This window comes from Streptomyces sp. NPDC014891, from assembly GCF_043081085.1.
In the GTDB taxonomy this organism is placed as follows: Bacteria; Actinomycetota; Actinomycetes; order Streptomycetales; family Streptomycetaceae; genus Streptomyces.
In genome coordinates this window covers 28,067-51,791 of record NZ_JBIBWF010000013.1, presented here as the reverse complement: position 1 = coordinate 51,791, position 23,725 = coordinate 28,067, and the positions used below count along the sequence as shown (strand labels likewise).

Here is a 23,725-nt window from a genome sequence, read left to right as displayed (position 1 = left end):
CGGACACACCCCGACCGTCGCACGGCCCCCGACAGGCACGGGACACCCCGAACCGTCGCACGGCCCCGACGGGCACGAGACACACCCCGATCCGTCGCACGGCCCCGACGGGCACGGGACACTCACCGACCGCACGACCGGGGGCGGGTGGAGGCACGGATGACGGCACGCGACCTGGTCCTCGCGGTGCACGGGAGCACCGTTCCGGCGGCGGGCGCGACGATCGCCCGGCTCGCCGCGTCCGTGCGCGGGCTGACCGGCGGGCCCGTCGCCGTCGGGCACCTCGACCACCAGGCGCCCTCCCTCGCGTGCGTCCTCGCGGAGCGGCCGGGTGCGGTGGTCGTGCCGCTGCTCCTCGGCGACGGCTACCACCGCACCGTCGACATCCCGGCCGTCGCCCGCCCCCTCGACTGCACGGTGACGCGCGGGCTGAGCGGCGAGCCCGCGGTCGCGCTCGCCCTGTACGACCGGCTGCGGGCCGCCGAACGGGCGGCCGGGGGCGCGGCGGACGCGGTGGTCGTCGCCGGCGCGGGGTCGTCGCGGCCGGGCGGGGACGACGGCACCCTGACGGCGGTCCGGCAGCTGGGCCTGCTCCTGCCGGTGCCGGTGACGGCCGCGTACTGCTCGGCGAGCACCCCGGCGCCGGCGGAGGCGGTCGCGCTGCTGCGCGCCCGCGGCTTCCGCCGGGTCTCGGTGGCCGCCCACCTCCTCGCGCCGGGCCGGTTCACGCGCGCGCTGGCCGCGGTCCCCGGCACGTGGGCGGTCGCCGACCCGATCGCCGACCACGCGCGCGTGGCGCGGCTCGTGGCCGGGCGGTACGCGGAGGCGGCGCGGGTCCCGTTGCGCGTGGCATGCGGGCCGGAGGCCCTTCCGCTCTGATGTGCTGGGGGCATGACACAACCGTTCCTCCCCCTCACCGCGCGCTCCCGCAAGGAGTCGCACCGGGCGGCCACGCCGCTGGAGTTGTTCTTCGACCTGTGTTTCGTCGTCGCCGTCGCCCAGGCCGGCGCGGAGCTCGTGCACGCGGTCGCCGAGGGCCACGCGGGCGAGGGGATCCTCGACTACGCGATGATCTTCTTCGCGATCTGGTGGGCGTGGATGAACTTCACGTGGTTCGCCTCGGCCTACGACAACGACGACGTGCTGTACCGGGTCGTCACCCTCATCCAGATCGCCGGCGTCCTCGTCCTCGCGGCCGGGGTCACGCGCGCCTTCGCCGACCACGACTTCCTCGTGGTCTACATCGGCTACGTCGTGATGCGGCTCGCGCTCGCCACGCAGTGGCTGCGGGCGGCGCACCACGCCACCGACCCCGCCGAGCGGAGCATGTGCCGTCGGTACGCGGGCGGGGTCGTCGCCGTGCAGATCGGCTGGATCGCCCTGCTGGTGGTGCCGGAGGCGGCCCGGCCGTGGGTCTTCCTCGTGATGGCGCTGGCCGAGATGTCCGTCCCCCTGTTCGCGGAGCGGAACGCGCCCAGCACCTGGCACCCGCACCACATCGCCGAGCGGTACGGGCTGTTCACCATCATCGTGCTGGGCGAGACGGTCGCCGCGGCGACCGTGGCGGTGAAGACCGGCATCGCCGAGAACGACGCCCTCGGCGAGGTGCTGCCGATCGCCGCGGGCGGGCTGCTGCTCGTCTTCGCCGCCTGGTGGATCTACTTCGTCGTCCCCGCCCACGACCGGCTGACGTCCAGCCGCGCGGCGTTCCGGTGGGGGTACGGCCACTACGTGATCTTCGCGGCCGCGGCGGCCGTCGGCGCGGGCCTGGAGATCGCCGTGGAGCAGGCCGTGGGCAAGGCCCACATCTCGACCCTCGCCGCCGCGTCGGCGGTGACGATCCCGTCCGCCGTGTTCCTGCTGTCCGTGTGGCTCCTGCACGCCCGCTACTTCAAGGTCGGCATCGCGCAGCAGCTCGTCCTGCCGGTCTCGGCACTCGCGATCCTGATGTGCTCCTTCGCGGGCCACTGGGCGGTCCTCGCCGCCGGAGTCGTCGCGGCGGCGACGGTCGCGGTCGGCGTGACCCTGACGGCGCGGAACCCGGCGACCCGCGCGGGGGCCGGCCCGGGGACGGGGCCGGGCACCGCGGCCGGCTGAGCCGGTCCACGTGGTAGGCAGGGGTCATGACACAGCCCGAACAGCACGGGACGACGGACTCGATCACCGATGTGCGCGGTCTGCGCGTGGGCCACGCGCGCGTGGCCGGGGAGAGGGCGCTGAGCGGTACGACGGTGGTGCTCGCCCCGGCCGGCGGGGCGGTCGCGGCCGTGGACGTGCGGGGAGGCGGGCCGGGGACGCGGGAGACCGACGCGCTCGATCCGCGCAACGTCGTCCAGCGCATCGACGCCGTGGTCCTCACCGGCGGCAGCGCCTACGGCCTGGACGCCGCGGCCGGGGTGATGGCCTGGCTGGAGGAGCGGCGGCGGGGCGTGCGGGTCGGTCCCGACCCCGCGCACGTGGTGCCGGTCGTGCCCGCCGCGTGCGTCTTCGACCTGGGCCGGGGCGGCGACTTCGGCGCCCGGCCCGGACCGGCGACGGGGCGGGCCGCGGTGGAGGCGGCCGAGGCGGGCGGGGACCACGCGCGCGTGGAGACGGGCGCGGTCGGCGCGGGCACGGGCGCGGTCGTCGGCGGCCTCCGGGGCGGGGTGGGCACGGCGAGCACCGTCCTGGAGTCCGGGATCACGGTCGGCGTGCTCGTGGTCGTGAACGCGGTGGGTTCCGCCGTCGACCCGGCCACGGGTGCGCTGTACGGGGCGTACGGAGAGTCCGGCGGCCCGCCCGTGTTCCCGGACCGGGCGGTGCACGAGGCCGCGGTGCGGCGCCTCGCCGAGGCGCGGGAGGCGGCCGCCCCGCCCCCGCTGAACACCACGCTGGCCGTCGTCGCGACCGACGCCGCGCTGACCCGCGCGCAGGCGCAGAAGGTCGCGGGCACGGCGCACGACGGGATCGCGCGCGCCCTGCGTCCGGTGCACCTGATGAACGACGGCGACACCGTCTTCACCCTCGCCACCGGGGACCGCGAACTGCCCCACGAGCCGGGTCCGCTGGCCCTGAACGAGGTCCTGGCGGCCGGCGCGGAGCTGGTGACGCGGGCGATCGTCCGGGCGGTGCTGGCGGCCCCCGGCGGCCTGCGCGGGCCGGGCAGGGACTTCCCCTCGTACCGCGAGCTCTACGGCGAGACACGGACCACGGACCCGTACTCCCGGTAACGGCAGGGGAGTTGGGCGGGACGCCCTCGGACGGGCCGGGAACTTCTCGCCGGCGCCCTTCGTTTTCCCGAACCCCGGACGCGATGTCGGACCCAGGGACTACGTTAAGCAAGCACCAAGTGACATGCGGCGACGGCCTGGAGACCCTCTTGAACGATCCGCAGGATCCTCACGATCCGTACGAGACGACCGAGACGCACCTTGAGCGGCTCCTCGGCCGGGCGCTCAACTCCTTCGACCTGCCCGACTCGACCGTCGAGCGCCTCGGTACGGCGCTCGCCCACTCCAGCGCGCTGCACTCCTCGCACCACAGCGCGTCGCTGCGCCGCTCCACCCACCGCCACACGTACCTGCTGAGCGACGGCTCCGCGCTCAGTCTCTGGGAGCTCACGCACAACGCCGGGCGGGACGGCACCGAGCACCACGAGCTGTACGCGGAGGAGTCGGAGGCGCGGCTCGCCGCCTCCCGCCTCCCCGCCGGTCCCCTGCCGGGCTGGACGGCCGAGCACGCCGACGGCCGCGCCTTCGACGAGGACGACGACCTGGCCCTGCTGAGCGCGCTGCTCGCCCGCCCGATACCCGCCCAGCCCCGGATGTACGTGCCGGACAACTCCGCCGACCACGCGCGCCGCGTCCTGCGCCGCGCGGAGAACGCGGACCGGCCGGGCGAGGCGACGGCCCGCCGACTCCGGCTGGCCTTCGCCCACCACATCACCCAGGCCTTCGGTCGCCACGGCGCGGCGGAGGGGGGCCGGGACGCCGGCTTCACCCTCTACGAGCACCAGTTCCTGCTGCTCGACGGCAGCGAGGCCAGCCTCTGGGAGGTCGAGCACACGGCGACTCCGGACGGACGCCACATGTGCGAGGTCTACGAGGACGAGCGCGCGGCCCGGGACGCGATGGAGTCCCGCTCCAGGGTCCGCTGACACGCGGGCTCCGGGGCCCGCCGACCCAGGGGGAAGGGCCCCGCTCCGGGACGATGTCCGGGGCGGGGCCCTCCGTCAGGACCGGCGGCTCAGTGCGTGAGCGCCGGCTCCTTCCCGACGGGCTCCGGCTCCTCGCCGCCGCCCTCCAGGTGCTGCTTGGGCTTCGCGGGGAGCGCGAACATCACCAGGAAGATCACGGCCAGCACGACCGCGACCCAGCCCATGGCGTTCTGGAAGGCGTCCGCGAACGCCAGCCCCGCCTCGGTCGGGGACGTGGGGGCGGGCTTCCCGTCGATCACACCGAAGAAGACCACCGACACCAGGCCGAGCCCGAGCGCGTTGCCCATCTGCGTGGTCGTGTTGATGAGGCCCGAGGCCGAACCGGCGTGCTCGCGCGGCACCTCGGAGAGGACCGCGTCCGTCAGCGGGGCCACGATCAGGCCCATGCCGAGACCCATGACGACCAGCGGCGGGATCATCTGCCAGGACGCGATGTCCGTCCCGTACCGGCCTGCCTCGACGATGTAGAGCAGGACGCCCGCCGTCATCGTCAGGGCGCCCGCCTGGAGCACCTTGCGGCCGAAGCGCGGCACCAGCTTCTGCACCGAGAGGCCGGCGGCCACCGAGACCGCGATCGAGAACGGCACCCCGGTGAGGCCCGCCCGCAGCGGGGTCCAGCCGAGCCCGATCTGCATGTAGAGCGTCCAGACCAGGAAGAAGATGCCCATCACGACGCCGAAGGTGAGCTGGACCGCGATGCCGGCCGCGAAGCTCTTCACCCGGAACAGCGACAGTTCGACGAGCGGCGAACCGTCCTTGCGGGTCTTGTACTTCTCGTACGCGACGAGGACGCCGAAGACGGGCAGGCTGCCGGCCATCATCAGGTAGCCCCACAGCGGCCAGTCCAGCTCGCGGCCGCGCGTCAGCGGGTAGATCAGCATGAGCAGCGCGGTCGTCACCAGGAGCACGCCGACCAGGTCGAGGCGGAGCGCCTTGGGCGCCTTGGACTCGGTGATGAACTTCCGGCCCAGGAGCAGGCCCGCGATGCCGACCGGCAGGTTGATGAGGAAGATCGGGCGCCACTCCAGTCCGGCGATGTTCCACTGGGTGAGCAGTGCGCCGAGCAGCGGCCCGGAGACCGCGCCCAGGCCGACGATCGCGCCGAACAGGCCGAAGACCTTGCCGCGCTCGTGCGCCGGGAAGGTGGCGTGGACGATCGACAGGACCTGCGGCACCATCATCGCGGCCGCCACTCCCTGGAGGAGGCGGGAGGCGATGAGCATCTCCTGGTTGGCCGCGAACCCGCAGAGCGCGGAGGCGAGCGTGAAGCCGGCGGTGCCGAGGAGGAAGAGCCGCTTGCGGCCGTAGATGTCGCCGAGACGGCCACCGGTGATCAGACCGGCGGCGAACGCGAGCGCGTACCCGGCGGTGATCCACTGGATGGCCCCGATGCTGGCGCCGAGGTCCCGCTCGATGCTGGGGATCGCGATGTTGACGATCGTGGCGTCGACCAGATCCATGAAGGCGGCCGTCATGACGATGGCGAGGGCTATCCAGCGCCGCTTGTCACCGGTGTCGGTGGGGGCCGCGTCCGTGGCGGCGTCGAGGTCGTGTGCACTCATACGAAGAAGATAGAGGTCATCTAGGTCAGCACATGTCCTAGATGGCCCGCATCCTGGACGACATGACGGACACCCCGGCACGACTCCTGAATCTGCTCTCGCTCCTCCAGACCCCGCGCGAGTGGCCCGGAAGCGAACTCGCCGAACGGCTCGCGGTCTCCCCCCGCACCATCCGCAGGGACATCGACCGGCTCCGGGACCTCGGGTACCCGGTGGAGGCGACGCTCGGCGCCGTCGGCGGCTACCGGCTCGTCGCCGGAACGGCCATGCCGCCGCTGCTCCTCGACGACGAGGAGGCCGTCGCCATCGCGGTCGGCCTGCGGGCGGGGGCGGGGCACGCCATCGAGGGGGTGGAGGAGGCCTCCGTACGGGCTCTGGCGAAGCTGGAGCAGGTCCTGCCCGCCCGGCTCCGGCACCGGGTCTCCACCCTCCAGAACGCGACGATCCCGCTGACCCGGGGAGACGGCGCGACGGTCACCCCCGCCACCCTGACCGCCCTGGCGGGCACGGTCACCGGCCGGGAGAGGCTCCGCTTCGGCTACCGGGCGGGCGACGGAGCCGAGTCGAAGCGCCTGGTCGAGCCCTACCGGCTGGTCTCCACCGGACACCGGTGGTACCTGGTGGCGTACGACCTGGGGCGCGAGGACTGGCGCACGTTCCGGGTGGACCGGGTGACCGACCCGCTCGCCACGGGGGCGCGCTTCACCCCGCGGGAGCTTCCCGCGGGCGACGCGGCGCAGCTCCTGGCCCGCTCGATGTCGCGGGCGCAGCCGGAACTCGACCTGGACGTCACCTTCGAGGCGCCGGCCGACTTCGTCACGGCCCGGCTCCCCTCGCACCTGGTCCCGGCCCCGACGGGACCGACGACCTGCCGCCTCCGCGCACGGTCGGCGGACTCGGTCGAATGGCTGGCCATCCGCCTGGCCCTGGTGGACGCCCCCTTCACTATCCAGAGCCCACCGACCCTCCGCGCCTACACGGAGGACCTGGCGACCCGCCTGACGGCGGCGACACGCACGTGACCGCAGGCCCATGACCGGGGAGGGCCGTGACCCGGTAGAGCCGTGACCGGCCAAGTCCGCCGGCTCCCGGCCGCACACGGTCGGGTGGCCGCGGGCCACCGGGCTCTGCGGGACGGGGGCTTCACCCCGGCCCGCAGAGCCGGTCCCGGTCGCCGGCCGCTCTAGGCCACCGCGTCGAAGCCCGTGTCGTGCGCCATCTTCTTCAGTTCCAGCAGGGCGTGCTTCTCGATCTGGCGGATCCGCTCGCGCGTCAGACCGTGCTGCTTGCCGACCTCCGTCAGCGTCCGCTCGCGCCCGTCCTCGATCCCGTACCGCATGCGGATGATCGACGCGGTCCGGTGGTCGAGCTTGTCGATGAGGTCGTCGAGCTCCTCGCTGCGCAGCAGCGTGAGCACCGACTGCTCGGGGGAGATCGCCGACGTGTCCTCCAGGAGGTCGCCGAACTGCGTCTCGCCCTCGTCGTCCACCGACATGTTCAGCGAGACCGGGTCACGCGCCCAGTCGAGCACGTCCACCACGCGCTCGGGCTTCGTGTCCAGCTCGGCCGCGATCTCCGCGGGCTCCGGCTCGCGGCCGTGCTCCCGGTTGAACTCGCGCTGCACCCGGCGGATCCTGCCCAGCTCCTCCACGAGGTGGACGGGGAGCCGGATCGTGCGGGACTGGTCGGCGATGGACCGGGTGATGGCCTGGCGGATCCACCACGTGGCGTACGTGGAGAACTTGAAGCCCTTCGCGTAGTCGAACTTCTCGACCGCGCGCACCAGGCCCGCGTTCCCTTCCTGGATCAGGTCGAGCAGCGGCAGCCCGCTGCGCGGGTAGCGCCGGGCGACGGCCACGACGAGCCGCAGGTTGGACTTGATGAAGAGGTCCTTGGCGCGCTCGCCCGCCTCGTAGAGCGCTTCGAGCTCCTCGCGGGACGCGCCTCCCGCCTCGGACTCCACCTCACCGTCGAGTATCTGCCGGGCGTACACGCCCGCCTCGATCGTCTGCGAGAGCTCGACCTCCTTGGCGGCGTCGAGCAGGGGCGTGCGCGCGATCTCGTCGAGGTACATGCCGACCAGGTCGCGGTCGGCGATCTCCCCGCCCACGGCGCGAACGCTGCTTGCCCGTGCGGCCCCGCTCTGGGCGGAGGTCTGACGACGGGCGACGGCACGGGTTGCCATGCGTGCTCCCTTGCTGAGTAGGTCGCGACACCTTTTCGGGTGCCCTGCATCCGACGGAAACAACGACTGGAATCAGGACAGAATTCCCACCCGGCTCATGGATTTTCGCGATCATGCAGTATCCTGCGCGGCCGCCGCCCCTGCGGACATGCTTCCGAAACCCACGGAGGTGCAGGTCAGACCGGGCACGGGGGGGTGATCCGACGTCGCTCGCGGGGTCTCCGACCACACCGTCGGTGAGACCGCGATCACATGCGGCGTCACCCCTCAAGACGCACGCACGGGCCATCGGGTTGCGCACGCCGTGACAGCGGGTGACACCGGACGGCACAGACCGGCATCGACCGGCATCGGCCGGCGGCGAGCGGCGGCGGACGGCACGGGAGAGAGGGCCGACCGGGCCGGACGGACTGCCGGGGACGGAGTCCCGCTCGGCCTCCCGGACTAGGTCCCGGGGCCGTTCCGCCGCGCCCCTCCCCCGCCCTAGCGTCGCCTCATGAGCGACGCATCCGGCACCGACGCATCCGGCACCCTCGACGAAGCCCTCGAACGCCTCCACACCACGGGCCCCGAGCGCAGAGGCTGGCTCACCAACCACGCCCCGATGGCCGTCGAGGCCCTCGTCCGCAACGGCCAGGCCCCGACCGTGCACCGCTGGCTCGACCACTACGCGCCCAAGCTGGAGGAGCTCCCCCCGCCGTCCCGGCCGGTGACGGCCGCCGGCTGGCGCGAGGCGCTCGGCGACCCGGCCCGGATCACCGACTGGACCCGCTTCTTCGGCCGCGAGCTCGACGAGCACCCCTGGCGGGAGGTCCTGGCCGTCTGGTGGCCCCGCCTGCTGCCGGGGATCTCGGCCTCGGCGACGCACCCCGTCATCCGCACCGGTCACGCCGTACGCACCCTCCTGGAATCCGAGGAGACATCCGGGGCCGGCGGGGCGACCGCGCCCCGCGTCGCCGAGCTCGCCCACGCCCTCGGCTACTGGGCGGCCCGCAGCGCACCGCTGCCGCCGCTCGGCGCACTGGCCCCGGCGCCGTCGGCGGCCGCCGCGCTCGACGCCGTACCGCCGGTGCCGGTGCAGAAGGGCGGGATCCGCGACCGGCTCCCGCAGCTGACGGCGTTCCCCGTCTGGGGTGCGGCCCCGGACCCCGACACCGCGAGGGACCGGCTCGTCGAGCTGGTCACGGCGGCCACGCACCGGTACGCGACCCACGGCCACGGCGAGCCGGTCATGCTGGTCCACGCGGCGACGGCGCCCAACGCGGTGCTGCGCACCCTGCCCGCGCTCCCCCGCGAGCTGTGGGCGCCGAGCCTGGCGGCGGCCTGGGCCGCGGCGGCCGCGGTGACGGCGGCGTACACCCCGCGGGAGGCCGCCGTGTGGACGCCGACCCGCCTCACCCCCGAGGAGGTCTTCGAGCGGGCCGCGGCCCACGGCGACGACCACACGATCAAGTTCACCGACACGGCCCTGGACGTCGGCGACCCGCTCGCGCTGGCCGCCGCCGCCCGCTCGATCGAACTGAACCCGCCGGCGTTCTAGGGGGTGTCCTGCCGATCAGGCCGGGCTCGCGGGGCCTGGCACGCCCGCTCGCGGACCGGTCCCGTCGACCGGCCGGCCGAGAAGCCGGCCGCCCGGCCGGTCAGCCGAACTGCACGGACCGCTTGGCGAGCCCCATCCAGAACCCGTCGATCACGGACCGCTCGGTGTCGAGGTCGCCCGCCGCGTCCGCCGCGCCCATCGTGACGAAGAGGGGGGCGAAGTGCTCCGTACGCGGGTGGGCGAGCCGGCCGGCCGGCGACTTGTGCTCGAAGTCGAGGAGCGCGTCCACGTCCTGCGCGGCCAGGGCCTCGTGCCCCCAGGCGTCGAACTCGGCCGACCAGCCCGGCACCCCGCCGCCGGTGTGGCGGAGGGCGGCCAGGTTGTGGGTGAAGAATCCGCTGCCCACGATCAGGACGCCCTCGTCGCGGAGCGGGGCGAGCCTGCGGCCGATGTCCATGAGGCGGCGCGGGTCGAGCGTGGGCATGGAGATCTGGAGCACGGGGACGTCGGCGCCGGGGAACATCTCGACGAGCGGCACGTACGCGCCGTGGTCGAGGCCCCGGTCGGGGATGTCCTGGACGGGCGTGCCGGGCGCGCGGAGCAGCTTGCGGACGGCCTCGGCGAGCTGCGGCGCGCCGGGGGCCGCGTACTGGACGCGGTAGTAGTGCTCGGGGAAGCCCCAGAAGTCGTAGACGAGCGGGACGGTCACGGTGGCGCCGAGGGCCAGGGGGGCCTCCTCCCAGTGGGCGGAGACCATGAGGACGGCCGTGGGGCGCGGGAGGTCCGCGGACCAGGCGGCGAGCTCACCGGGCCAGACCGGGTCGTCGGCGAGCGGCGGGGCGCCGTGGGAGAGGTAGAGGGCGGGCATCCGCGCGCGTGTGGCCCCTGTTTCCAGCGTGGTGTCCATGGCGGCCACCTCCGGTTTCTCGATCGCAGCAGGTCCTTGAAACTTCAAGCGTTATGCCGTACACCGTAGACCCATGTAGTTCAACTTTCAAGAACGAGTCGTACGATTGGGCACCATGGGAGACATGACCGAACCCCGCTGGCTCACCGACGAGGAACAGCACGTCTGGCGCGCGTACCTGCACGCCACCACGCTCCTCGAGGACCACCTCGACCGCCAGCTGCAGCGCGACGCCGGGATGCCGCACATCTACTACGGGCTCCTCGTCCAGCTCTCCCAGGCCCCGCGCCGCCGGCTGCGCATGACCGAGCTGGCCAAGAGCGCCAAGATCACCCGCTCCCGCCTCTCCCACGCGATCGCGCGCCTGGAGAAGAGCGGCTGGGTGCGGCGCGAGAACTGCCCCTCCGACAAGCGGGGCCAGTTCGCCCGGCTCACGGACGAGGGGATGGAGGTCCTCCGGCGGAACGCTCCCGGCCACGTGACGGCCGTACGCCAGGCCCTCTTCGACCGCCTGTCCCCCGATCAGGTGAAGCAGCTCGGCGCGATCATGCGCGTCATGGCCGAGGGCCTCGAACCCGCCGGCGCGGACGCCGACCTGCCCTGGCTCCGCTGACGGACGACGGAGACACTCGCCGGCGACCCGCCGGAGGCCGCACGCCCACCCCGGCCCCGCTGACGACCGACAGACACGACACACCGGGGCACCCCGGCAGCCTTCCGCGGCACCCCGGAAGCCCCCGGACACGCCCCTGCCCCGGGCCCGCCGACGAACGGCGGGACCGGGGCAGGGTGCGCACAGCACGGCGTGCGGCCTCAGCGGGTCAGTGCGCGATGACCGGAACCCTCAGCTCGTCCTCCGCGCCCTCGCCGGAGCCGGCGACGATCCCGGTGTCCGGCTTCCCCGTGTTGATCAGGGTGAAGGCGATCACGGCCGAGGCGACCAGGATGCCGACGGCCCACCAGATGGCCGCGGTGTAGCCCTCGACCATGCCCTGGAGCTGGAGCAGCTTCTGCGCGGCCGGAGTGGTCGCGCCCGCCGCGTTGTCCGTGAGGTACGCGGTGGTGGCCGAGGCGGCGATCGTGTTCAGCAGGGCCGTACCGATGGCGCCGCCCACCTGCTGCGAGGTGTTGACCATGGCGGAGGCGACACCGGCGTCGCGCGGGTCGACGCCGTGCGTGGCGAGCGACATGGCCGGCATGAACGCCGTGCCCATGCCCAGACCGAGCAGCAGCTGCGCGGGCAGGATCAGACCGGCGTACGAGGTGCCGATCTCCAGCTGGGTGAGCAGCAGCATGCCGACGCCGGCGGTCAGGAAGCCCGGGGCCATCAGCAGCCGCGGCGGGACGCGGGTCATCAGCCGGGTGCCGATCTGCGTCGAGCCGATGATCATGCCGGCGATCATCGGGAGGAACGCGAAGCCCGTCATGACCGGGGAGTAGCCCTTCACGACCTGGAGGTAGTAGGTCAGGAAGAGGAACAGGCCGAACATCGCGATGACGGCGAGGCCGAGCGACAGGTAGACACCGCCGCGGTTGCGGTCGGTCAGGACGCGCAGCGGCAGCAGCGGGGACTTGACCCGCGCCTCGGTGAACACGAAGGCGGCGAGCAGCACGGCGGAGCCGACGAACATGCCGATCGTGCCGGCGTCGCTCCAGCCCTCGGACTCGGCGCGGGTGAAGCCGTACACGAGCGCCACGAGGCCCAGGGTGGAGAGGATCACGCCGGGGATGTCGAGCGTGGAGCGGTTGCGGCTGCCGGCGGGCTCGCGGATGACGAGGTACGCGCCGACGGCGGCGACGATCGCGAACGGGATGTTGACGAAGAAGGTCCAGCGCCAGTTCAGGTACTCGGTGAGGAAGCCGCCGAGGATCAGGCCCACGGCGCCGCCGCCGCCGGCGATCGCACCGTAGATGCCGAAGGCCTTGGCGCGCTCCTTGGCGTCGGTGAAGGTCACGGCGAGCAGGGAGAGCGCGGCGGGCGCGAGAAGCGCGCCGAAGGCGCCCTGGAGCGCGCGGGCACCGAGCATCATGGCCTCGCCGGTCGCGGCGCCGCCGAGGGCGGACGCGAGCGCGAAGCCGATCAGGCCGACGACGAAGGTGCGCTTGCGGCCCCACAGGTCGGCGATGCGGCCGCCGAAGAGGAGCAGGCCGCCGAAGGCGAGGGCGTAGGCGGTGATGACCCACTGCCGGTTGCCGTCCGAGATCCCCAGGTCCTGCTGGGCGGAGGGCAGCGCGATGTTCACGATCGTCGCGTCGAGCACGACCATCAGCTGGGCGAGCGCGATGAAGACGAGTGCCTTCCAGCGGCCCGGGTCGGGCGGGGTCAGGGTGTTGTCGGGGACTTTCGGCATGGGGGTAGCCACCTCTTGGCGCGTACTGGTGAAAAGTGGGACGTACGTGGGTGCGTGCCGGTCAGGCACGACGGGCAGATCGTGGGTGCGTGCCGGTCAGGCACGACGGGCAGGTCGTGGTGCCGGGCGGGAGGCCCGGCGGAGGCTCAGGGCCTCGGGGTCAGGAAGAGCAGGAGTCGCGTCGCAGGTCCTCCAGGGTCGCGGCCTTCCCGGGCAGCTCGGAGCGGGCGGGCGCCTCCAGGCCGTCGAGGAACAGCAGCAGGTGACGGCGGACGAACTGGTCGAAGGCCGCGCAGCCCGATCCGGGCAGCGGGCGGGTCAGCTGGGAGAGCGCCACCATCAGGTCCCCGACACCCACGTCGGTGCGCAGCCGGCCGGCCTGCTGCGCCCGGTGGACGAGGCCCTGGACGGCCTCCTCCAGGCGGTCGCGCTCGGCGATCAGGTCGGGGTGGTCCTTGTCGAAGGCGCCGTCGAGCATCGGGCACAGGGCGCCGACGCGCTCGTCGGCGGCGCCGAGGGTGAACCGGCGGAGGGCGGCGAAGGTGTCGCCCTCCTCCTCGGCGGCCCGTTCGGCGACCTCGGTGACGCGGGCCATGAGCGAGAGGACGACCTCGTGGACGAGGTCGGTGCGCTCGGGGAAGTTGCGGTAGAGGGTGGCGTTCCCGACGCCGGCCCGGCGCGCGATCTCGTCGTAGGGCACCTGGGACCCGAACTCGACGAACATCTCGCGGGCCGCCGTCACGATCCGCTCGCGGTTGCGCAGCGCGTCGGCCCGCGGGCGGGGCACGCGACGGGCGGGCGCGGGGGCGGGGGTGCTGGTCACGCCACGACCTCCTCACAGTCATCCGGGGACCGAGTCCCCACTTCGTCGAACACAGTCGTAAACGGGGACACGGTCCCCGGTTATTTCCCGCCCCTCGTGTGACCCCGGTCACGCACGGCGGGATCGCCCCCCACCGTCGCGGAATCCCACGATCGGGCCACCCGACGCGCGTACCAGGACCTCTCGTCACAGGCTGATCGCACAGCGCGACCCCGTGCCGACGGGAGGGCCGCGCCGCCGACCTGCCCCCACCGGAGAGGCGACCGTATGCAGCACCCCCGACGACGGATACGCAGACCCGTCGCCATGGCCGCGACCACGGCGCTCTCCCTCACGCTGCTCGCCTCCGCGAGCAGCACGCTGCCCGGGCCCGCCCCCGCCTCGGCTGGACCCGTCGCCGCCGCGCCCGACGGCGCGCAGCTGGGGCCCTGCCGCATCGCCACCACGATGGGCGTGCAGATGTCGGAGGGACTCCCCACGGCCCCCGGGTACGTGCGCTCCACCGGCCTGGTCCGGGCCCTGAACCTGATGATCGACTTTCCCGACGCGACCGGTGACGGCACCGCGATGGGCCGCTTCCGCGAGTTCTTCCCGCAGACCGCCGAATGGTTCCGCGTCAGCTCGTACGGCCGGCTGCACTACCAGGCCGAGGCCCCGATACCCGACTGGCTGCGGATGCCGAAGGCCTTCTCGGCGTACGGGATCGAGCGCGGCTCCCCGTACGAGCCGGGCTACCGCACCCTCGTCGAGGACATCATCAAGGCGGCCGACCAGAAGGTGGACTTCAGCGCCTACGACCTGGTCAACATCCTGGTCACGCCGAACGCCGGCCCGTCCGCCCTCGACACCGTCCTGTCCGTCACCTTCTCCGGGAACGACGACGCCCCCTACGCGGACGGCGTGCCGCTGGCCAACACGTCCTTCGTCTACAGCCGCCAGGACGACGGGTCCGGCAGCTTCGCCGAGACCGGCTACCGCGTCCTGCCCCACGAGAACGGGCACGTCTTCGGCCTGCCCGACCTGTACACCTCGGACGGCGGCGGGACCGTCGGGCACTGGGACATCATGTCCGAGGACTGGGGCGCCAACAACGACCTGCTCGGCTGGCACAAGTGGAAGCTGGGCTGGCTCGACAACGACCAGATCGGCTGCGCCTCCGCCCCGGGCACCGGCGACTACACCCTCACCCCGCTGGCCGTCGCCGGCGGCCCCAAGCTCGCGTTCGTCCCGCTCTCCGAGACGTCGGGGTACGCGCTGGAGGTCCGCAGCAAGGACGGCAACGACGAGGCCGTCTGCGAACACGGCGTCCTGGTCTACCGGGTGGAGGCCGACGTGGACACCGGCCACGGACCGGTGACCGTCTCCGACAGCGAGCACGCGAGCGGCGGCTGCACCCGCCGCGCCAACGTCCACGCGGAGCTGTCGGACGCGCCGTACCAGCCCGGGGAGACGTTCACGGACCGGGCCAACGGCATACGGATCAGCGTGCTGGACGAGGACGAGAGCGGAACGTACCGGGTACGGATCACCCGGAGCTGAGCGCCGGGGGCGGCGCGGGAGGCTCGCGGGGGTCGGCGCAGGGGGCTTGCGGGGGGCGGCGCGGGAGGCTCGCGGGGGGGGCTCAGGCGCTCCGCGGTCCGACGGTCAGGGATTCCCGCAGCTCCCGCTTGAGGAGTTTCCCGGTCGGGTTCCGCGGCAGCTCCTCCTCGCGTACGAGGACATGGGCGGGCACCTTGAAGGCGGCGAGCCGGCCGCCCACGTGCGCGCGCAGCTCGTCGGCGCCGGCCGCGGCACCGGGCCGCAGCCGGACGACGGCCGCGACCTCCTCGCCGAGCAGCGGGTGCGGGACCCCGAGGACGGCGGCGTCCACGACGTCCGGGTGCTGCTGGAGCACGTCCTCGACCTCGACGCAGTACACGTTCTCGCCGCCGCGGACCACCATGTCGGTGAGCCGGTCGACGATGCTGACCCGCCCGTCCGCGTCCACGCGCGCGAGGTCCCCGGTCCGGAACCACCCGTCCTCGGCGAAGGCGGCGCGGGTCGCCTCCTCGTCGCGCCAGTAGCCGCGGACGAGGGACTGCCCGCGGAGCCACAGCTCGCCCACGCCCTCGGCGTCGGGCCGGTCGATCCGCACCTCGGTGACGGGCGTGGGCCGGCCGACGCTGCCCGGGTGGGCGCGGTACTCGGCGCCGACGTTGGCGAGGACACCGCCGCTGGTCTCGGTGAGCCCGTAGCCGTTGCGGGGCTCCAGCCGATCCCCGTACGCGGCGGTGATCCCGCCGACGATGCCGGGCGGGGCGGCGGCGCCCCCGGTGCTCAGCAGGGTGAGGCTGTCGAGCGGGTCGCCGGTGGCGCGGGCCAGGTCGAGCAGCTGGAGAGCGGTGGTGGGAACGCCCGCGTAGTGGGTGACGCGGTGCTCCCGGATCAGCTCCAGGGCCCGGGCGGCGTCCCACTTCCGCATCATGACGAGGGTGCCGCCGGCCGCCATCACCCCGTAGAAGGACGTGAACGCGGCCACGTGGAAGAACGGGAACGTGGTCAGCGACACCGGGACGGGCCCGGCGCCGGGCATGTCCCCGCGGGCGAGGGCGGCCGCGGCGGCGAAGAACCGGGGGTTCATGGCGGCACCGGCCTGCGCGAGGTGGGTGGCGACGGCGCCCTTGGGGCGGCCGGTGGTGCCGGAGGTGTAGACGATGGTGGCGTCGTGCTCGGGCAGGACGTCGACGAGCGGCGGCCCGAGGTACGGATCGGTGTCGGGGACGTACGGCACGAAGGCGGAGGCGGACGCGGGGGCATCGTGGGCGGAGGCGCGCGGCACGGGGGCGCCGTCGGGGGCCGCGTCGGACGCGGGCTGCGCGGAGTCCGTACCGGGAGCGGCGGCGTACTCCCCCTCCCCGTGGAAGACGATCCCGGGCACGCGGTTCCGGGCGGCCCACTCCCGCACCCGCCCGACCCGCTCCCCGTCGACGAGCAGCACGCCGGGAGAACAGTCGTCGAGGGCGTACGCGAACTCGTCCTCGGTCCACCAGGCGTTGAGTGGTACGGCGACGAGCCCGGCGAGCTGGGCGGCCCAGAAGGCGACGTGCCACTCGGGATGGTTCCGCATGGCGACCACGGCCCGGTCTCCCGGCCGCAGCCCGTACTCCGCGACGAGCCGCCGGGCGAGCCCGCAGGCGGCGTCGAAGAACTCGCGGTAGGTCGTCCGCCCGTCCTCGGACACGAGGAAGACCTGGTCGCCGTAGCCCCAGACGACCTCGACGAACTCCCTCAGCGTGCGCGGGCCGGAGGCGTACACCCCGCCGTCGACGGCGAAGGGGGCCCCGTCCGCGGTGAGCCGCTCGTATCCGTCTGGCACCGCCACCGCACAACCCCCTGAGCATCCGCCCGTCGTCCCAGCGCGGCGACGCTATGCGCACCCCCGGAACGGGTCAAGCGGCGGGTCACCGGCCACCGGGCCACCGCGTGGCACACCTCGGCACCGGATGGCACACCGTGGCGCACGATGGCGCAGCATGGCGCAACGTGGCGCCAGATGACTTGCCATGGCGCCATGATGGTGCCACTATTGCGTCATGGACCTCACCCCGTACGTGGACAATCTCCGCCATGAGCTCGGCGTGGCCGCCCAGGCGGGCGGCGACGAAGCCCGCGCCCTGGCGGACCGACTCACCGGGCAGCTGGAGTCGGCCGCCCGGCTGACCCTGCTCAACGCCCTGTCCGACGCGATGGACGAGATCACCCGTGACCTCGCCCCCGGCTCGGTCGACCTGCGGCTGCGCGGCCTGAACCCCGAGTTCGTGGTCACGGCGCCGCCCACCGCCGAGCCCTTCGGCTCCGACGAGACCGAGGCCGCGCTGCCGGCCCCGCCGCCGCCGGTCGCGCCCCCCGTGGAGGGCGAGGACGGCGCCACCTCCCGCATCAACTTCCGGCCCCCGGCCCAGCTCAAGATCCGGGTCGAGGAGGCCGCGAGCCGCGAGGGGCTCTCGGTCAACGCCTGGCTGGTCCGGGCCGTGGCCGCGGCCCTCGAACCGGGCGCCGCCCCGGGCCGGACCCGGAAGGGCACGACGAGCACGGGCCCCTCCGTCGGCCAGGGCTTCACCGGCTGGGTCCGCTAGCCCGCCCGCACGTCCCGGGGGCCCTGGCTCCCGGGGGACCGCGCCCCTCCCTCCCTGCCGCACCGAGGCACGTCAGTCAGCCCGGCACTCACCTCTCCTCACTCAAAGGACGGCACAGCCATGCCTACGTTCGACACTCCCGAACCCCTCTCCGCCACCGTCGAGATCGAGATCGGCCGGGCCCGGATCGTCGCGGGCAAGCGCACCGACACCGTCGTGGAGGTGACCCCGAGCGACCCCGGCGACAAGCTCGACGTCCAGGCCGCCGCGGAGACCAACGTCACCTGCACGGGTGGAAAGCTGCTGGTCAAGGGCCCCAGGAAGCGTTCGCTCTTCGGCAAGACCGGCTCGGTCGACGTCACCGTCGAGCTGCCCGCCGGCTCGGAGCTGACCTGCCGGACGGGCCTCGGCGAACTGATCGGCGAGGGCGTGTTCGGGAACTGCCGGCTCACCACCGCCGCCGGCGACATCCAGCTGGACGAGGCCGCGTCCGTACGGCTCAAGACCTCCCACGGCGACATCCTCGTCGACAGCACGAGCGGCGAGACCGAGATCCACGGCTCCGGCCGGGTCCGGATCGGCCGGATCGACGGTCCGGCGACGATCCGGAACCTGAACGGCGAGACCACGGTCGGCGAGATCACCGGCGAGCTGAAGGTGAACTCGTCCAACGGCCCCATCGGCGTGGGCCGGACGGAGGCCTCGGTCACGGCGAAGACCGCCAGTGGCGCCATCCGCCTCGGCGAGGTCGTACGCGGCCGCATCACGCTCGAATCCGCCGCGGGCGGCCTCGAAGTCGGCATCGCGGAGGGAACCGCGGCCTGGCTCGACGTGCGGTCCACGGCCGGCCGCGTACGCAACGAGCTGGGCGCGGCGGAGGGTCCGGGCCAGTCCGAGGAGACGGTCGAGGTCCGCGGCCGCACCAGCGTCGGCGACATCGTGGTCCGCCGCGCGTAGGCACCGGCCGGGCCGGGCCGGGTGGCGCCCGGTCCGAGCCGACGACGCGAAAGGGGGACGGAAGCCCGATGAGACGCAGCCCACAGCCCGGCACCACCGCGGACGGCCCCGGCGCCGCCCCCGACGCCACCACGGGCGCACCGGACACCGCCCGGCCCCCCGCCCCGGGTGCACCGGAGGCACCACTGGCGCCACCGGCGCCCGCACCCGCACCCGCACCCGCACCGGGCAACGCCCCGGACGCTCACGCCCCGACCCGGGGCACCACCCCCGACGCCCCGGCCCCTGACCCCACTCCTGGCGCCATCCCCGACACCCCGGCCCCTGACCCCACCCCTGGCGCCACCCCCGACGTCCCGGCCCCTGACGACCCCACCCCGGGCACCACCCCCGACGCTCCCGCCCCCGACGACCCCACCCCGGGCGCCCTGGCCTCCTTCCTCCGCTTCGTCGGGATCGGGGGCGGGGTAGGGCTCGCGTCCGGCGCGGCCGTCGCCCTGCTCGCCGGCGCCCTGCCGTTCGCCCTCGCCAACGCGCTGGTCAGCGTGGTCTCGACGATCCTCGCGACCGAGCTGCACGCCCGCTTCACCTTCGGCTCGGGGCTCCGGCCCGCCACCGGGCGGGGCCTGCTGCGCTGCGGCCTCCGCCATCACCTGCAGTCCGCCGGAACGGCCGCGGCGGCCTACTCCGCGACCACCCTCGCGGTGCTCGTCCTGCACCTGGTCGCGCGCACGCCCGGTCTCGCCGTCGAGCAGACCGTGTACCTCGCGGCCTCGGGCCTGGCCGGCATCGGCCGCTTCCTGGCGCTGCGGCTGTACGTCTTCACCACGACCCGCAGGCGCCCCGCGCCCCCGGCCGCACTCTCTCCCGCCGTAGACCTCGGCCTCGGCCTCCAGGGCGCCCGGACCCGCCGCGAGTCCCTCACCACCGCGTCCTGACGGAGCCGAGCCCTCGGATACGAGGGCTGAAGACCGGCGCCTCCTGGCACCGCCCCCCAGAGGGCTGGCGCCACGAGGCGCCACATTCTTTTACGCAATGAAAGCGCAGCTCACAGGCTCGAATCGCCGCGCAACTCCCCCACCGAACCATTCATGGCGCCACAATGACTCGACATGGCGCCACTCCTGTGCCACGATGATGGCGCAAGCACGGCACGGAGTGGCGCCAAGCAGGGCCACTTCAGCGCCAGACAGTCGGACGCACCGCCCATGAGCCCCGCTCACCGCACCGCCCCCGTCCGCCGCTCTCCCCGATCCGTCCCAGAAGAGAAAGGCCCGCAGACCATGAGCACCACGAACCACCCCACGCACACGGCGACCACAGCGGCCGCCGACCAGCGCGCCACGGCCATCTCCGCGACCGGCCTGCGCAAGTCGTACGGCGACAAGGTGGTGCTCGACGGCATCGACCTGCGGATCCCCGAGGGCACGATCTTCGCCCTGCTCGGCCCCAACGGCGCCGGCAAGACGACGACCGTCGAGATCCTCTCCACCCTGATCACGGCCGACGGCGGGGAGGCCCGGATCGCGGGCCACGACGTGCGGGCCGACGCCGGCTCCGTACGCACCCTGATCGGTGTCACCGGACAGTTCGCCGCCGTCGACGGCCTGCTGACCGCCGAGGAGAACCTGCTCCTGATGGCGGACCTCTACCACCTGGACCGCAGCGAGGGGCGGCGCCGCACCGCCGAGCTCCTGGAGCGGTTCGACCTGACCGAGGCGGCCCGCAAGAACGTCGCCACCTTCTCCGGCGGCATGCGCCGCAAGCTCGACCTGGCGATGACGCTGGTCGGCCGGCCGCGAATCATCTTCCTCGACGAGCCCACCACCGGCCTCGACCCGCGCAGCCGCCGCGACATGTGGGAGCTGATCCGGGACCTGGTCACCGACCAGGGCGTCACGATCTTCCTCACCACGCAGTACCTGGAGGAGGCCGACCACCTCGCGGACCGCATCGCGGTGCTCGACCACGGCAGGCTCGTCGCCGAAGGCACGGCGGAGGAGCTGAAGCGGCTGATCCCCGGCGGCCACGTGCGCGTGCGGTTCGCCGGCGAGGCCGACCTCGCCGCGGCGGCCGCGGTCTTCGGCGTCGCGACCAGGGACGACGAGGCGCTCGCGCTGCAGATCCCCAGCGACGGCTCCGTCGCCAACCTCCGCGCCATCCTCGACGCCCTGGACGGCACCGGGGCCCGGGCGGAGTCGCTCACCGTGCACACCCCCGACCTGGACGACGTCTTCCTCACCCTCACGGGCAAGCAGAACGCCCCCACCGTCCCCGCCCCCGCCACCACCACGCAGAAGGAGTCCGCCCGATGAGCACCGCGACCCTCACCCCGGCCAAGCCCACCCGCTCGTACGCCCTGCGCGACTCCCTGACGATGCTGCGCCGCAACATCAAGCACATGCAGCGCTACCCGTCGATGACGATCTCGATCCTCGTCATGCCGCTCCTGATGCTGCTGCTGTTCGTGTACGTCTTCGGCGGCGCGCTCGGCGCCGGCATCGGAGCGGGCGGCGACCGCGGCGACTACGTCAACTACCTGGTGCCCGGCATCATCCTGATGGCCGCGACCTCGGGGGCCGTCGCGACGGCGGTGTCGGTCTGCACCGACATGACGGAGGGCATCGTCAACCGCTTCCGCACCATGTCGATCTCCCGCGGCTCCATCCTGACGGGCCACGTCATGGGCAGCGTCCTCCAGGTCGCGGCGGTCCTGGTCCTGGTCACCGGCGTCGCCCTCGCGATCGGCTTCCGGCCGAACGCCTCGGTCGTGGAGTGGGCGGCCGCCGCGGGCCTCCTCCTCTTCCTCGCCTTCGGCATGGCCTGGCTGTCCGCCGCGATGGGCATGGGCGCCAAGACCGTCGAGTCCGCGAGCAACGCCCCGCTGCCGCTGACCTTCCTCCCCTTCCTCGGCAGCGCGGTCGTCCCGCCGGAGTCCATGCCGACGGCCCTGCGCTGGTTCGCCGAGTACCAGCCCTTCACCCCGATCAACGAGACCCTGCGCGGCCTGCTGCTCGGCACGGACATCGGCAACGCCGGCTGGATCGCCCTGGCCTGGTGCACGGGCCTCTCGGCCCTCGGCTACTTCTGGTCCCGCTCGGTCTTCAACCGCGAGGTCACCCGCTGACCGCCACGAGCGGCGGGCGGGCCCGGCAATCTCCGGGCCCGCCCGCCGCAACGCCCCATCACCGCAGCAAGCCCCCACACCCGTCCGCTACGCTGTCCCCGTCCGCCTTCGTGGGGCTTGGAGAAAACCCCATCACCGCAGGTCAGCGAGCGGTTACGAATCCAGCCTGAAACGCTTGGCCGCCGATCCGGGAACGCTCCGCACAACGCTGCTGGTCAGCGAGGACCTCATGCCACCGGTTAAGCATCCACCCTGACACTCAGCGCACCGCCCGTGCGGCTGCTCCCACTGTGCCGTTGAAGGACTCGCGGGCAACGGTGAGCGCATGAACGCCGCCGCCACGGAAGTACGTCGAACCTTGCTGATCGTTCTACTGTCGCACGACAGCAGAACGATCCTCCTTGAGCGGGGGCCCGATGCGTCCACCTGGCTCCCGCTGAGCATCGACGTACCGTCACACCGTTCGTATGCACAGGTCGTTCATCGCTGGCGGCAGCCCAGGATGCGCCGAGCGTCCGTGACGGCTCGGATGGCGACAAGGGTCGGCCATGTCCGCTCGGATTATCGGGTGGTCATCTTCAAGCTGCCTCAGCCAGCACGCTCTGCTCGCTTCTCACCTCAGGCCCGCTGGTGGCCCATCTCGGATCTCGAAACACTCCCGGTGTTCCCTCAGGAGCTGGGCTTCCTGATGACCGGTTACGTCCAGGGGTGGATTCCCGACGGACCGATCACCCTGAACGCCTGACGCCCTTACGGAACGGGGCTCCCGCGAGCCCCTCCCCGTCGGCCGTCGGCAGGTTCGGTCCGGTCGGAATCAGGCCGCGGGGCCGTCGAGGGCGGCTGGCCCTGGCCAGAGCTGGAAACCGACGGCGACCTCAAGCCGGGCAATCGTCCCCAGGTCCGGCATGACCTTGCCGTTAAGGACCCTGCTGATTGTCGAGTGGGTGACCCCGGTCGCATCTGCGAGGGTCCTCAGCGTGTGTGGCGTGGAAGCCATGGCTCGTTCGAGGTTCCGAGCGAGCGCTTGCCCGTAGTAGGCACTAACCGGGGCATCCGGCGCCAGAGCGGCATGCGGCCAGGCGCCATCGACTACATAGTGTCGCGGGACCTGGTCGTTACTGCTCCGGGGCATGCCGAGATCATCCCACGCACCCATGGGCCCGCACCTTTCCCCGACCGAGTTCCGACTAGCAGGGTGTTGCAAGTATGGAACATAGGATAGCGGTTCGACGCCTCGATCAAGTTCGTTTCCCCTGGACACCCCTCCCAGCGACGTCCCCTCCGGTCCAGACGCCGGCCGCGATGCCGGAGTCACAAGCCACGCCTCCGAGGGAGGCGGCCCCAGCGAGGCGTGCGGTCAGCGCGGTGCCCAGTGGGGCGGCCACTGGTGTTCGCACCGCAAGGGAGCCGACACCGTGGGCGACGAGGGCCAGCGGTACGGCACCCTCGGGCAGGCCGGTACACCGGGGATGGATCCGGAGGACCTCATGCCACTTAGACCGCTACGCCAGAACATGACACTGTCTCGACTTGCCAGGCGCTCAAGCCAATAGATGGAGACGTATTCCGATGGAGGGTCGCTGTGTGGTTGCCGACTGTACGAGGGGTGTCTACACGCGCGGGTACTGCCAGTACCACTACGACTACTTGCGGCGGAGGGGCCAGCTTCCGCCGCTTCAGCAGCGCCAGGCCACGGATGGGCCCTGCGAGTTCGACGGGTGCCCAACGAAGGTCTACGCGAAGGGGCTGTGCAACGCGCACTACCAGCAGGCGAGGCGCGGATCGACGCTCGCCGAAGTGGACGCCTGGAAGATCCCCGAGGGCGCGGTCTGCACGGCATTGGAGTGCGATCGTCCCCAGTACAGCTTGACCCTTTGTCGGACGCACTACCAGCAGCAGAGTGAAGGCCGACCCTTGACGTTGCTTCCTGCTCCGCGCCCCGCGCCCGATGGCTCATGCCGGG

General features: G+C 73.1%; 21 protein-coding genes. 14 read left to right on the top strand and 7 right to left on the bottom strand.

Annotation, left to right across the window (positions count from 1 at the left end; translation table 11 throughout):
• The first annotated feature begins 159 nt into the window (after window positions 1-159).
• From ACF09E_RS30870 to ACF09E_RS30855, 4 genes are all read left to right on the top strand, one after another.
• Window positions 160-879 carry a sirohydrochlorin chelatase gene (locus ACF09E_RS30870; protein WP_392208898.1) on the top strand — a complete coding sequence of 240 codons (720 nt, stop codon included), beginning with the start codon at window positions 160-162 and terminating at the stop codon, window positions 877-879.
• Between the two features lie 12 nt (window positions 880-891).
• The gene (locus tag ACF09E_RS30865; protein ID WP_392208896.1) at window positions 892-2,097 is read left to right on the top strand and encodes a low temperature requirement protein A; all 1,206 of its coding nucleotides are present in this window, start codon (window positions 892-894) and stop codon (window positions 2,095-2,097) included.
• A gap of 26 nt (window positions 2,098-2,123) precedes the next feature.
• On the top strand, window positions 2,124-3,209 hold the full coding sequence (locus ACF09E_RS30860; protein ID WP_392208894.1) for a P1 family peptidase: 1,086 nt from the start codon (window positions 2,124-2,126) through the stop codon (window positions 3,207-3,209).
• Window positions 3,210-3,292: 83 nt separating this feature from the next.
• A complete protein-coding gene (locus ACF09E_RS30855; RefSeq protein WP_392208892.1) occupies window positions 3,293-4,135 on the top strand; it encodes a DUF6227 family protein in 843 nt (280 codons plus the stop codon).
• 89 nt (window positions 4,136-4,224) lie between these two features.
• Here ACF09E_RS30855 and ACF09E_RS30850 read toward each other — a convergent pair whose 3' ends face one another.
• Complete coding sequence (locus tag ACF09E_RS30850) at window positions 4,225-5,757, bottom strand: MFS transporter (protein WP_392208890.1); 1,533 nt, start codon at window positions 5,755-5,757, stop codon at window positions 4,225-4,227.
• Window positions 5,758-5,819: 62 nt separating this feature from the next.
• On the opposite strand from ACF09E_RS30850, the gene ACF09E_RS30845 reads away from it, so the two are divergent.
• On the top strand, window positions 5,820-6,779 hold the full coding sequence (locus tag ACF09E_RS30845) for a helix-turn-helix transcriptional regulator (RefSeq protein ID WP_392209150.1): 960 nt from the start codon (window positions 5,820-5,822) through the stop codon (window positions 6,777-6,779).
• Between the two features lie 161 nt (window positions 6,780-6,940).
• Here ACF09E_RS30845 and ACF09E_RS30840 read toward each other — a convergent pair whose 3' ends face one another.
• Window positions 6,941-7,942 carry an RNA polymerase sigma factor RpoD/SigA gene (locus ACF09E_RS30840; protein ID WP_148003791.1) on the bottom strand — a complete coding sequence of 334 codons (1,002 nt, stop codon included), beginning with the start codon at window positions 7,940-7,942 and terminating at the stop codon, window positions 6,941-6,943.
• A 496-nt stretch (window positions 7,943-8,438) separates the two neighbouring features.
• On the opposite strand from ACF09E_RS30840, the gene ACF09E_RS30835 reads away from it, so the two are divergent.
• A complete protein-coding gene (locus tag ACF09E_RS30835) occupies window positions 8,439-9,482 on the top strand; it encodes a questin oxidase family protein (RefSeq protein ID WP_392208888.1) in 1,044 nt (347 codons plus the stop codon).
• Window positions 9,483-9,582: 100 nt separating this feature from the next.
• On the opposite strand, the gene ACF09E_RS30830 is transcribed toward ACF09E_RS30835, so the two are convergent.
• A complete protein-coding gene (locus ACF09E_RS30830; protein WP_392208886.1) occupies window positions 9,583-10,389 on the bottom strand; it encodes a dioxygenase in 807 nt (268 codons plus the stop codon).
• A gap of 124 nt (window positions 10,390-10,513) precedes the next feature.
• On the opposite strand from ACF09E_RS30830, the gene ACF09E_RS30825 reads away from it, so the two are divergent.
• Complete coding sequence (locus ACF09E_RS30825) at window positions 10,514-11,002, top strand: MarR family winged helix-turn-helix transcriptional regulator (protein ID WP_392208884.1); 489 nt, start codon at window positions 10,514-10,516, stop codon at window positions 11,000-11,002.
• A gap of 208 nt (window positions 11,003-11,210) precedes the next feature.
• Here ACF09E_RS30825 and ACF09E_RS30820 read toward each other — a convergent pair whose 3' ends face one another.
• Both ACF09E_RS30820 and ACF09E_RS30815 read right to left on the bottom strand, forming a co-directional pair.
• Window positions 11,211-12,740: an MFS transporter gene (locus ACF09E_RS30820; RefSeq protein WP_392208882.1), complete on the bottom strand. Its 1,530-nt coding sequence runs from the start codon at window positions 12,738-12,740 to the stop codon at window positions 11,211-11,213.
• Between the two features lie 160 nt (window positions 12,741-12,900).
• A complete protein-coding gene (locus ACF09E_RS30815) occupies window positions 12,901-13,563 on the bottom strand; it encodes a TetR/AcrR family transcriptional regulator (protein ID WP_392208880.1) in 663 nt (220 codons plus the stop codon).
• A gap of 267 nt (window positions 13,564-13,830) precedes the next feature.
• Between ACF09E_RS30815 and ACF09E_RS30810 the strand changes: the two genes are divergently transcribed.
• Window positions 13,831-15,102, top strand: coding sequence for a M6 family metalloprotease domain-containing protein (locus ACF09E_RS30810; RefSeq protein ID WP_392208879.1), 1,272 nt, complete (start codon window positions 13,831-13,833; stop codon window positions 15,100-15,102).
• An 82-nt stretch (window positions 15,103-15,184) separates the two neighbouring features.
• On the opposite strand, the gene ACF09E_RS30805 is transcribed toward ACF09E_RS30810, so the two are convergent.
• Window positions 15,185-16,924, bottom strand: a complete 1,740-nt coding sequence (locus tag ACF09E_RS30805; RefSeq protein WP_392208877.1) for an AMP-binding protein — start codon at window positions 16,922-16,924, stop codon at window positions 15,185-15,187.
• Between the two features lie 211 nt (window positions 16,925-17,135).
• Between ACF09E_RS30805 and ACF09E_RS30800 the strand changes: the two genes are divergently transcribed.
• From ACF09E_RS30800 to ACF09E_RS30775, 6 genes are all read left to right on the top strand, one after another.
• A complete protein-coding gene (locus tag ACF09E_RS30800; RefSeq protein WP_392208875.1) occupies window positions 17,136-17,678 on the top strand; it encodes a hypothetical protein in 543 nt (180 codons plus the stop codon).
• Between the two features lie 120 nt (window positions 17,679-17,798).
• The gene (locus tag ACF09E_RS30795; protein ID WP_392208873.1) at window positions 17,799-18,635 is read left to right on the top strand and encodes a DUF4097 domain-containing protein; all 837 of its coding nucleotides are present in this window, start codon (window positions 17,799-17,801) and stop codon (window positions 18,633-18,635) included.
• A gap of 68 nt (window positions 18,636-18,703) precedes the next feature.
• Window positions 18,704-19,573 (top strand): hypothetical protein, encoded by an 870-nt coding sequence (locus tag ACF09E_RS30790; protein WP_392208871.1) that lies wholly within the window; start codon window positions 18,704-18,706, stop codon window positions 19,571-19,573.
• Between the two features lie 345 nt (window positions 19,574-19,918).
• Window positions 19,919-20,950: an ATP-binding cassette domain-containing protein gene (locus ACF09E_RS30785; RefSeq protein ID WP_392208869.1), complete on the top strand. Its 1,032-nt coding sequence runs from the start codon at window positions 19,919-19,921 to the stop codon at window positions 20,948-20,950.
• Window positions 20,947-21,762: an ABC transporter permease gene (locus tag ACF09E_RS30780; RefSeq protein ID WP_392208867.1), complete on the top strand. Its 816-nt coding sequence runs from the start codon at window positions 20,947-20,949 to the stop codon at window positions 21,760-21,762. The genes ACF09E_RS30785 and ACF09E_RS30780 overlap by 4 nt, the downstream gene beginning before the upstream one ends.
• A gap of 325 nt (window positions 21,763-22,087) precedes the next feature.
• Entirely contained in the window at window positions 22,088-22,507 is a 420-nt protein-coding gene (locus ACF09E_RS30775) for a hypothetical protein (RefSeq protein WP_392208865.1), read from the top strand.
• Between the two features lie 69 nt (window positions 22,508-22,576).
• Here ACF09E_RS30775 and ACF09E_RS30770 read toward each other — a convergent pair whose 3' ends face one another.
• The gene (locus tag ACF09E_RS30770) at window positions 22,577-22,894 is read right to left on the bottom strand and encodes a helix-turn-helix domain-containing protein (protein ID WP_392209148.1); all 318 of its coding nucleotides are present in this window, start codon (window positions 22,892-22,894) and stop codon (window positions 22,577-22,579) included.
• Window positions 22,895-23,725 lie beyond the last annotated feature (831 nt).

Coding starts and splice junctions, on each gene's coding strand:
- ACF09E_RS30790 (WP_392208871.1), top strand. CDS start 18,704: ATGAGACGCAGCCCACAGCCCGGCACCACCGCGGACGGCCCCGGCGCC.
- ACF09E_RS30770 (WP_392209148.1), bottom strand. CDS start 22,894: ATGCCCCGGAGCAGTAACGACCAGGTCCCGCGACACTATGTAGTCGAT.
- ACF09E_RS30810 (WP_392208879.1), top strand. CDS start 13,831: ATGCAGCACCCCCGACGACGGATACGCAGACCCGTCGCCATGGCCGCG.
- ACF09E_RS30800 (WP_392208875.1), top strand. CDS start 17,136: ATGGACCTCACCCCGTACGTGGACAATCTCCGCCATGAGCTCGGCGTG.
- ACF09E_RS30870 (WP_392208898.1), top strand. CDS start 160: ATGACGGCACGCGACCTGGTCCTCGCGGTGCACGGGAGCACCGTTCCG.
- ACF09E_RS30850 (WP_392208890.1), bottom strand. CDS start 5,757: ATGAGTGCACACGACCTCGACGCCGCCACGGACGCGGCCCCCACCGAC.
- ACF09E_RS30855 (WP_392208892.1), top strand. CDS start 3,293: ATGTCGGACCCAGGGACTACGTTAAGCAAGCACCAAGTGACATGCGGC.
- ACF09E_RS30865 (WP_392208896.1), top strand. CDS start 892: ATGACACAACCGTTCCTCCCCCTCACCGCGCGCTCCCGCAAGGAGTCG.
- ACF09E_RS30780 (WP_392208867.1), top strand. CDS start 20,947: ATGAGCACCGCGACCCTCACCCCGGCCAAGCCCACCCGCTCGTACGCC.
- ACF09E_RS30860 (WP_392208894.1), top strand. CDS start 2,124: ATGACACAGCCCGAACAGCACGGGACGACGGACTCGATCACCGATGTG.
- ACF09E_RS30785 (WP_392208869.1), top strand. CDS start 19,919: ATGAGCACCACGAACCACCCCACGCACACGGCGACCACAGCGGCCGCC.
- ACF09E_RS30830 (WP_392208886.1), bottom strand. CDS start 10,389: ATGGACACCACGCTGGAAACAGGGGCCACACGCGCGCGGATGCCCGCC.
- ACF09E_RS30795 (WP_392208873.1), top strand. CDS start 17,799: ATGCCTACGTTCGACACTCCCGAACCCCTCTCCGCCACCGTCGAGATC.
- ACF09E_RS30775 (WP_392208865.1), top strand. CDS start 22,088: ATGAACGCCGCCGCCACGGAAGTACGTCGAACCTTGCTGATCGTTCTA.
- ACF09E_RS30840 (WP_148003791.1), bottom strand. CDS start 7,942: ATGGCAACCCGTGCCGTCGCCCGTCGTCAGACCTCCGCCCAGAGCGGG.
- ACF09E_RS30845 (WP_392209150.1), top strand. CDS start 5,820: ATGACGGACACCCCGGCACGACTCCTGAATCTGCTCTCGCTCCTCCAG.
- ACF09E_RS30825 (WP_392208884.1), top strand. CDS start 10,514: ATGACCGAACCCCGCTGGCTCACCGACGAGGAACAGCACGTCTGGCGC.
- ACF09E_RS30835 (WP_392208888.1), top strand. CDS start 8,439: ATGAGCGACGCATCCGGCACCGACGCATCCGGCACCCTCGACGAAGCC.
- ACF09E_RS30820 (WP_392208882.1), bottom strand. CDS start 12,740: ATGCCGAAAGTCCCCGACAACACCCTGACCCCGCCCGACCCGGGCCGC.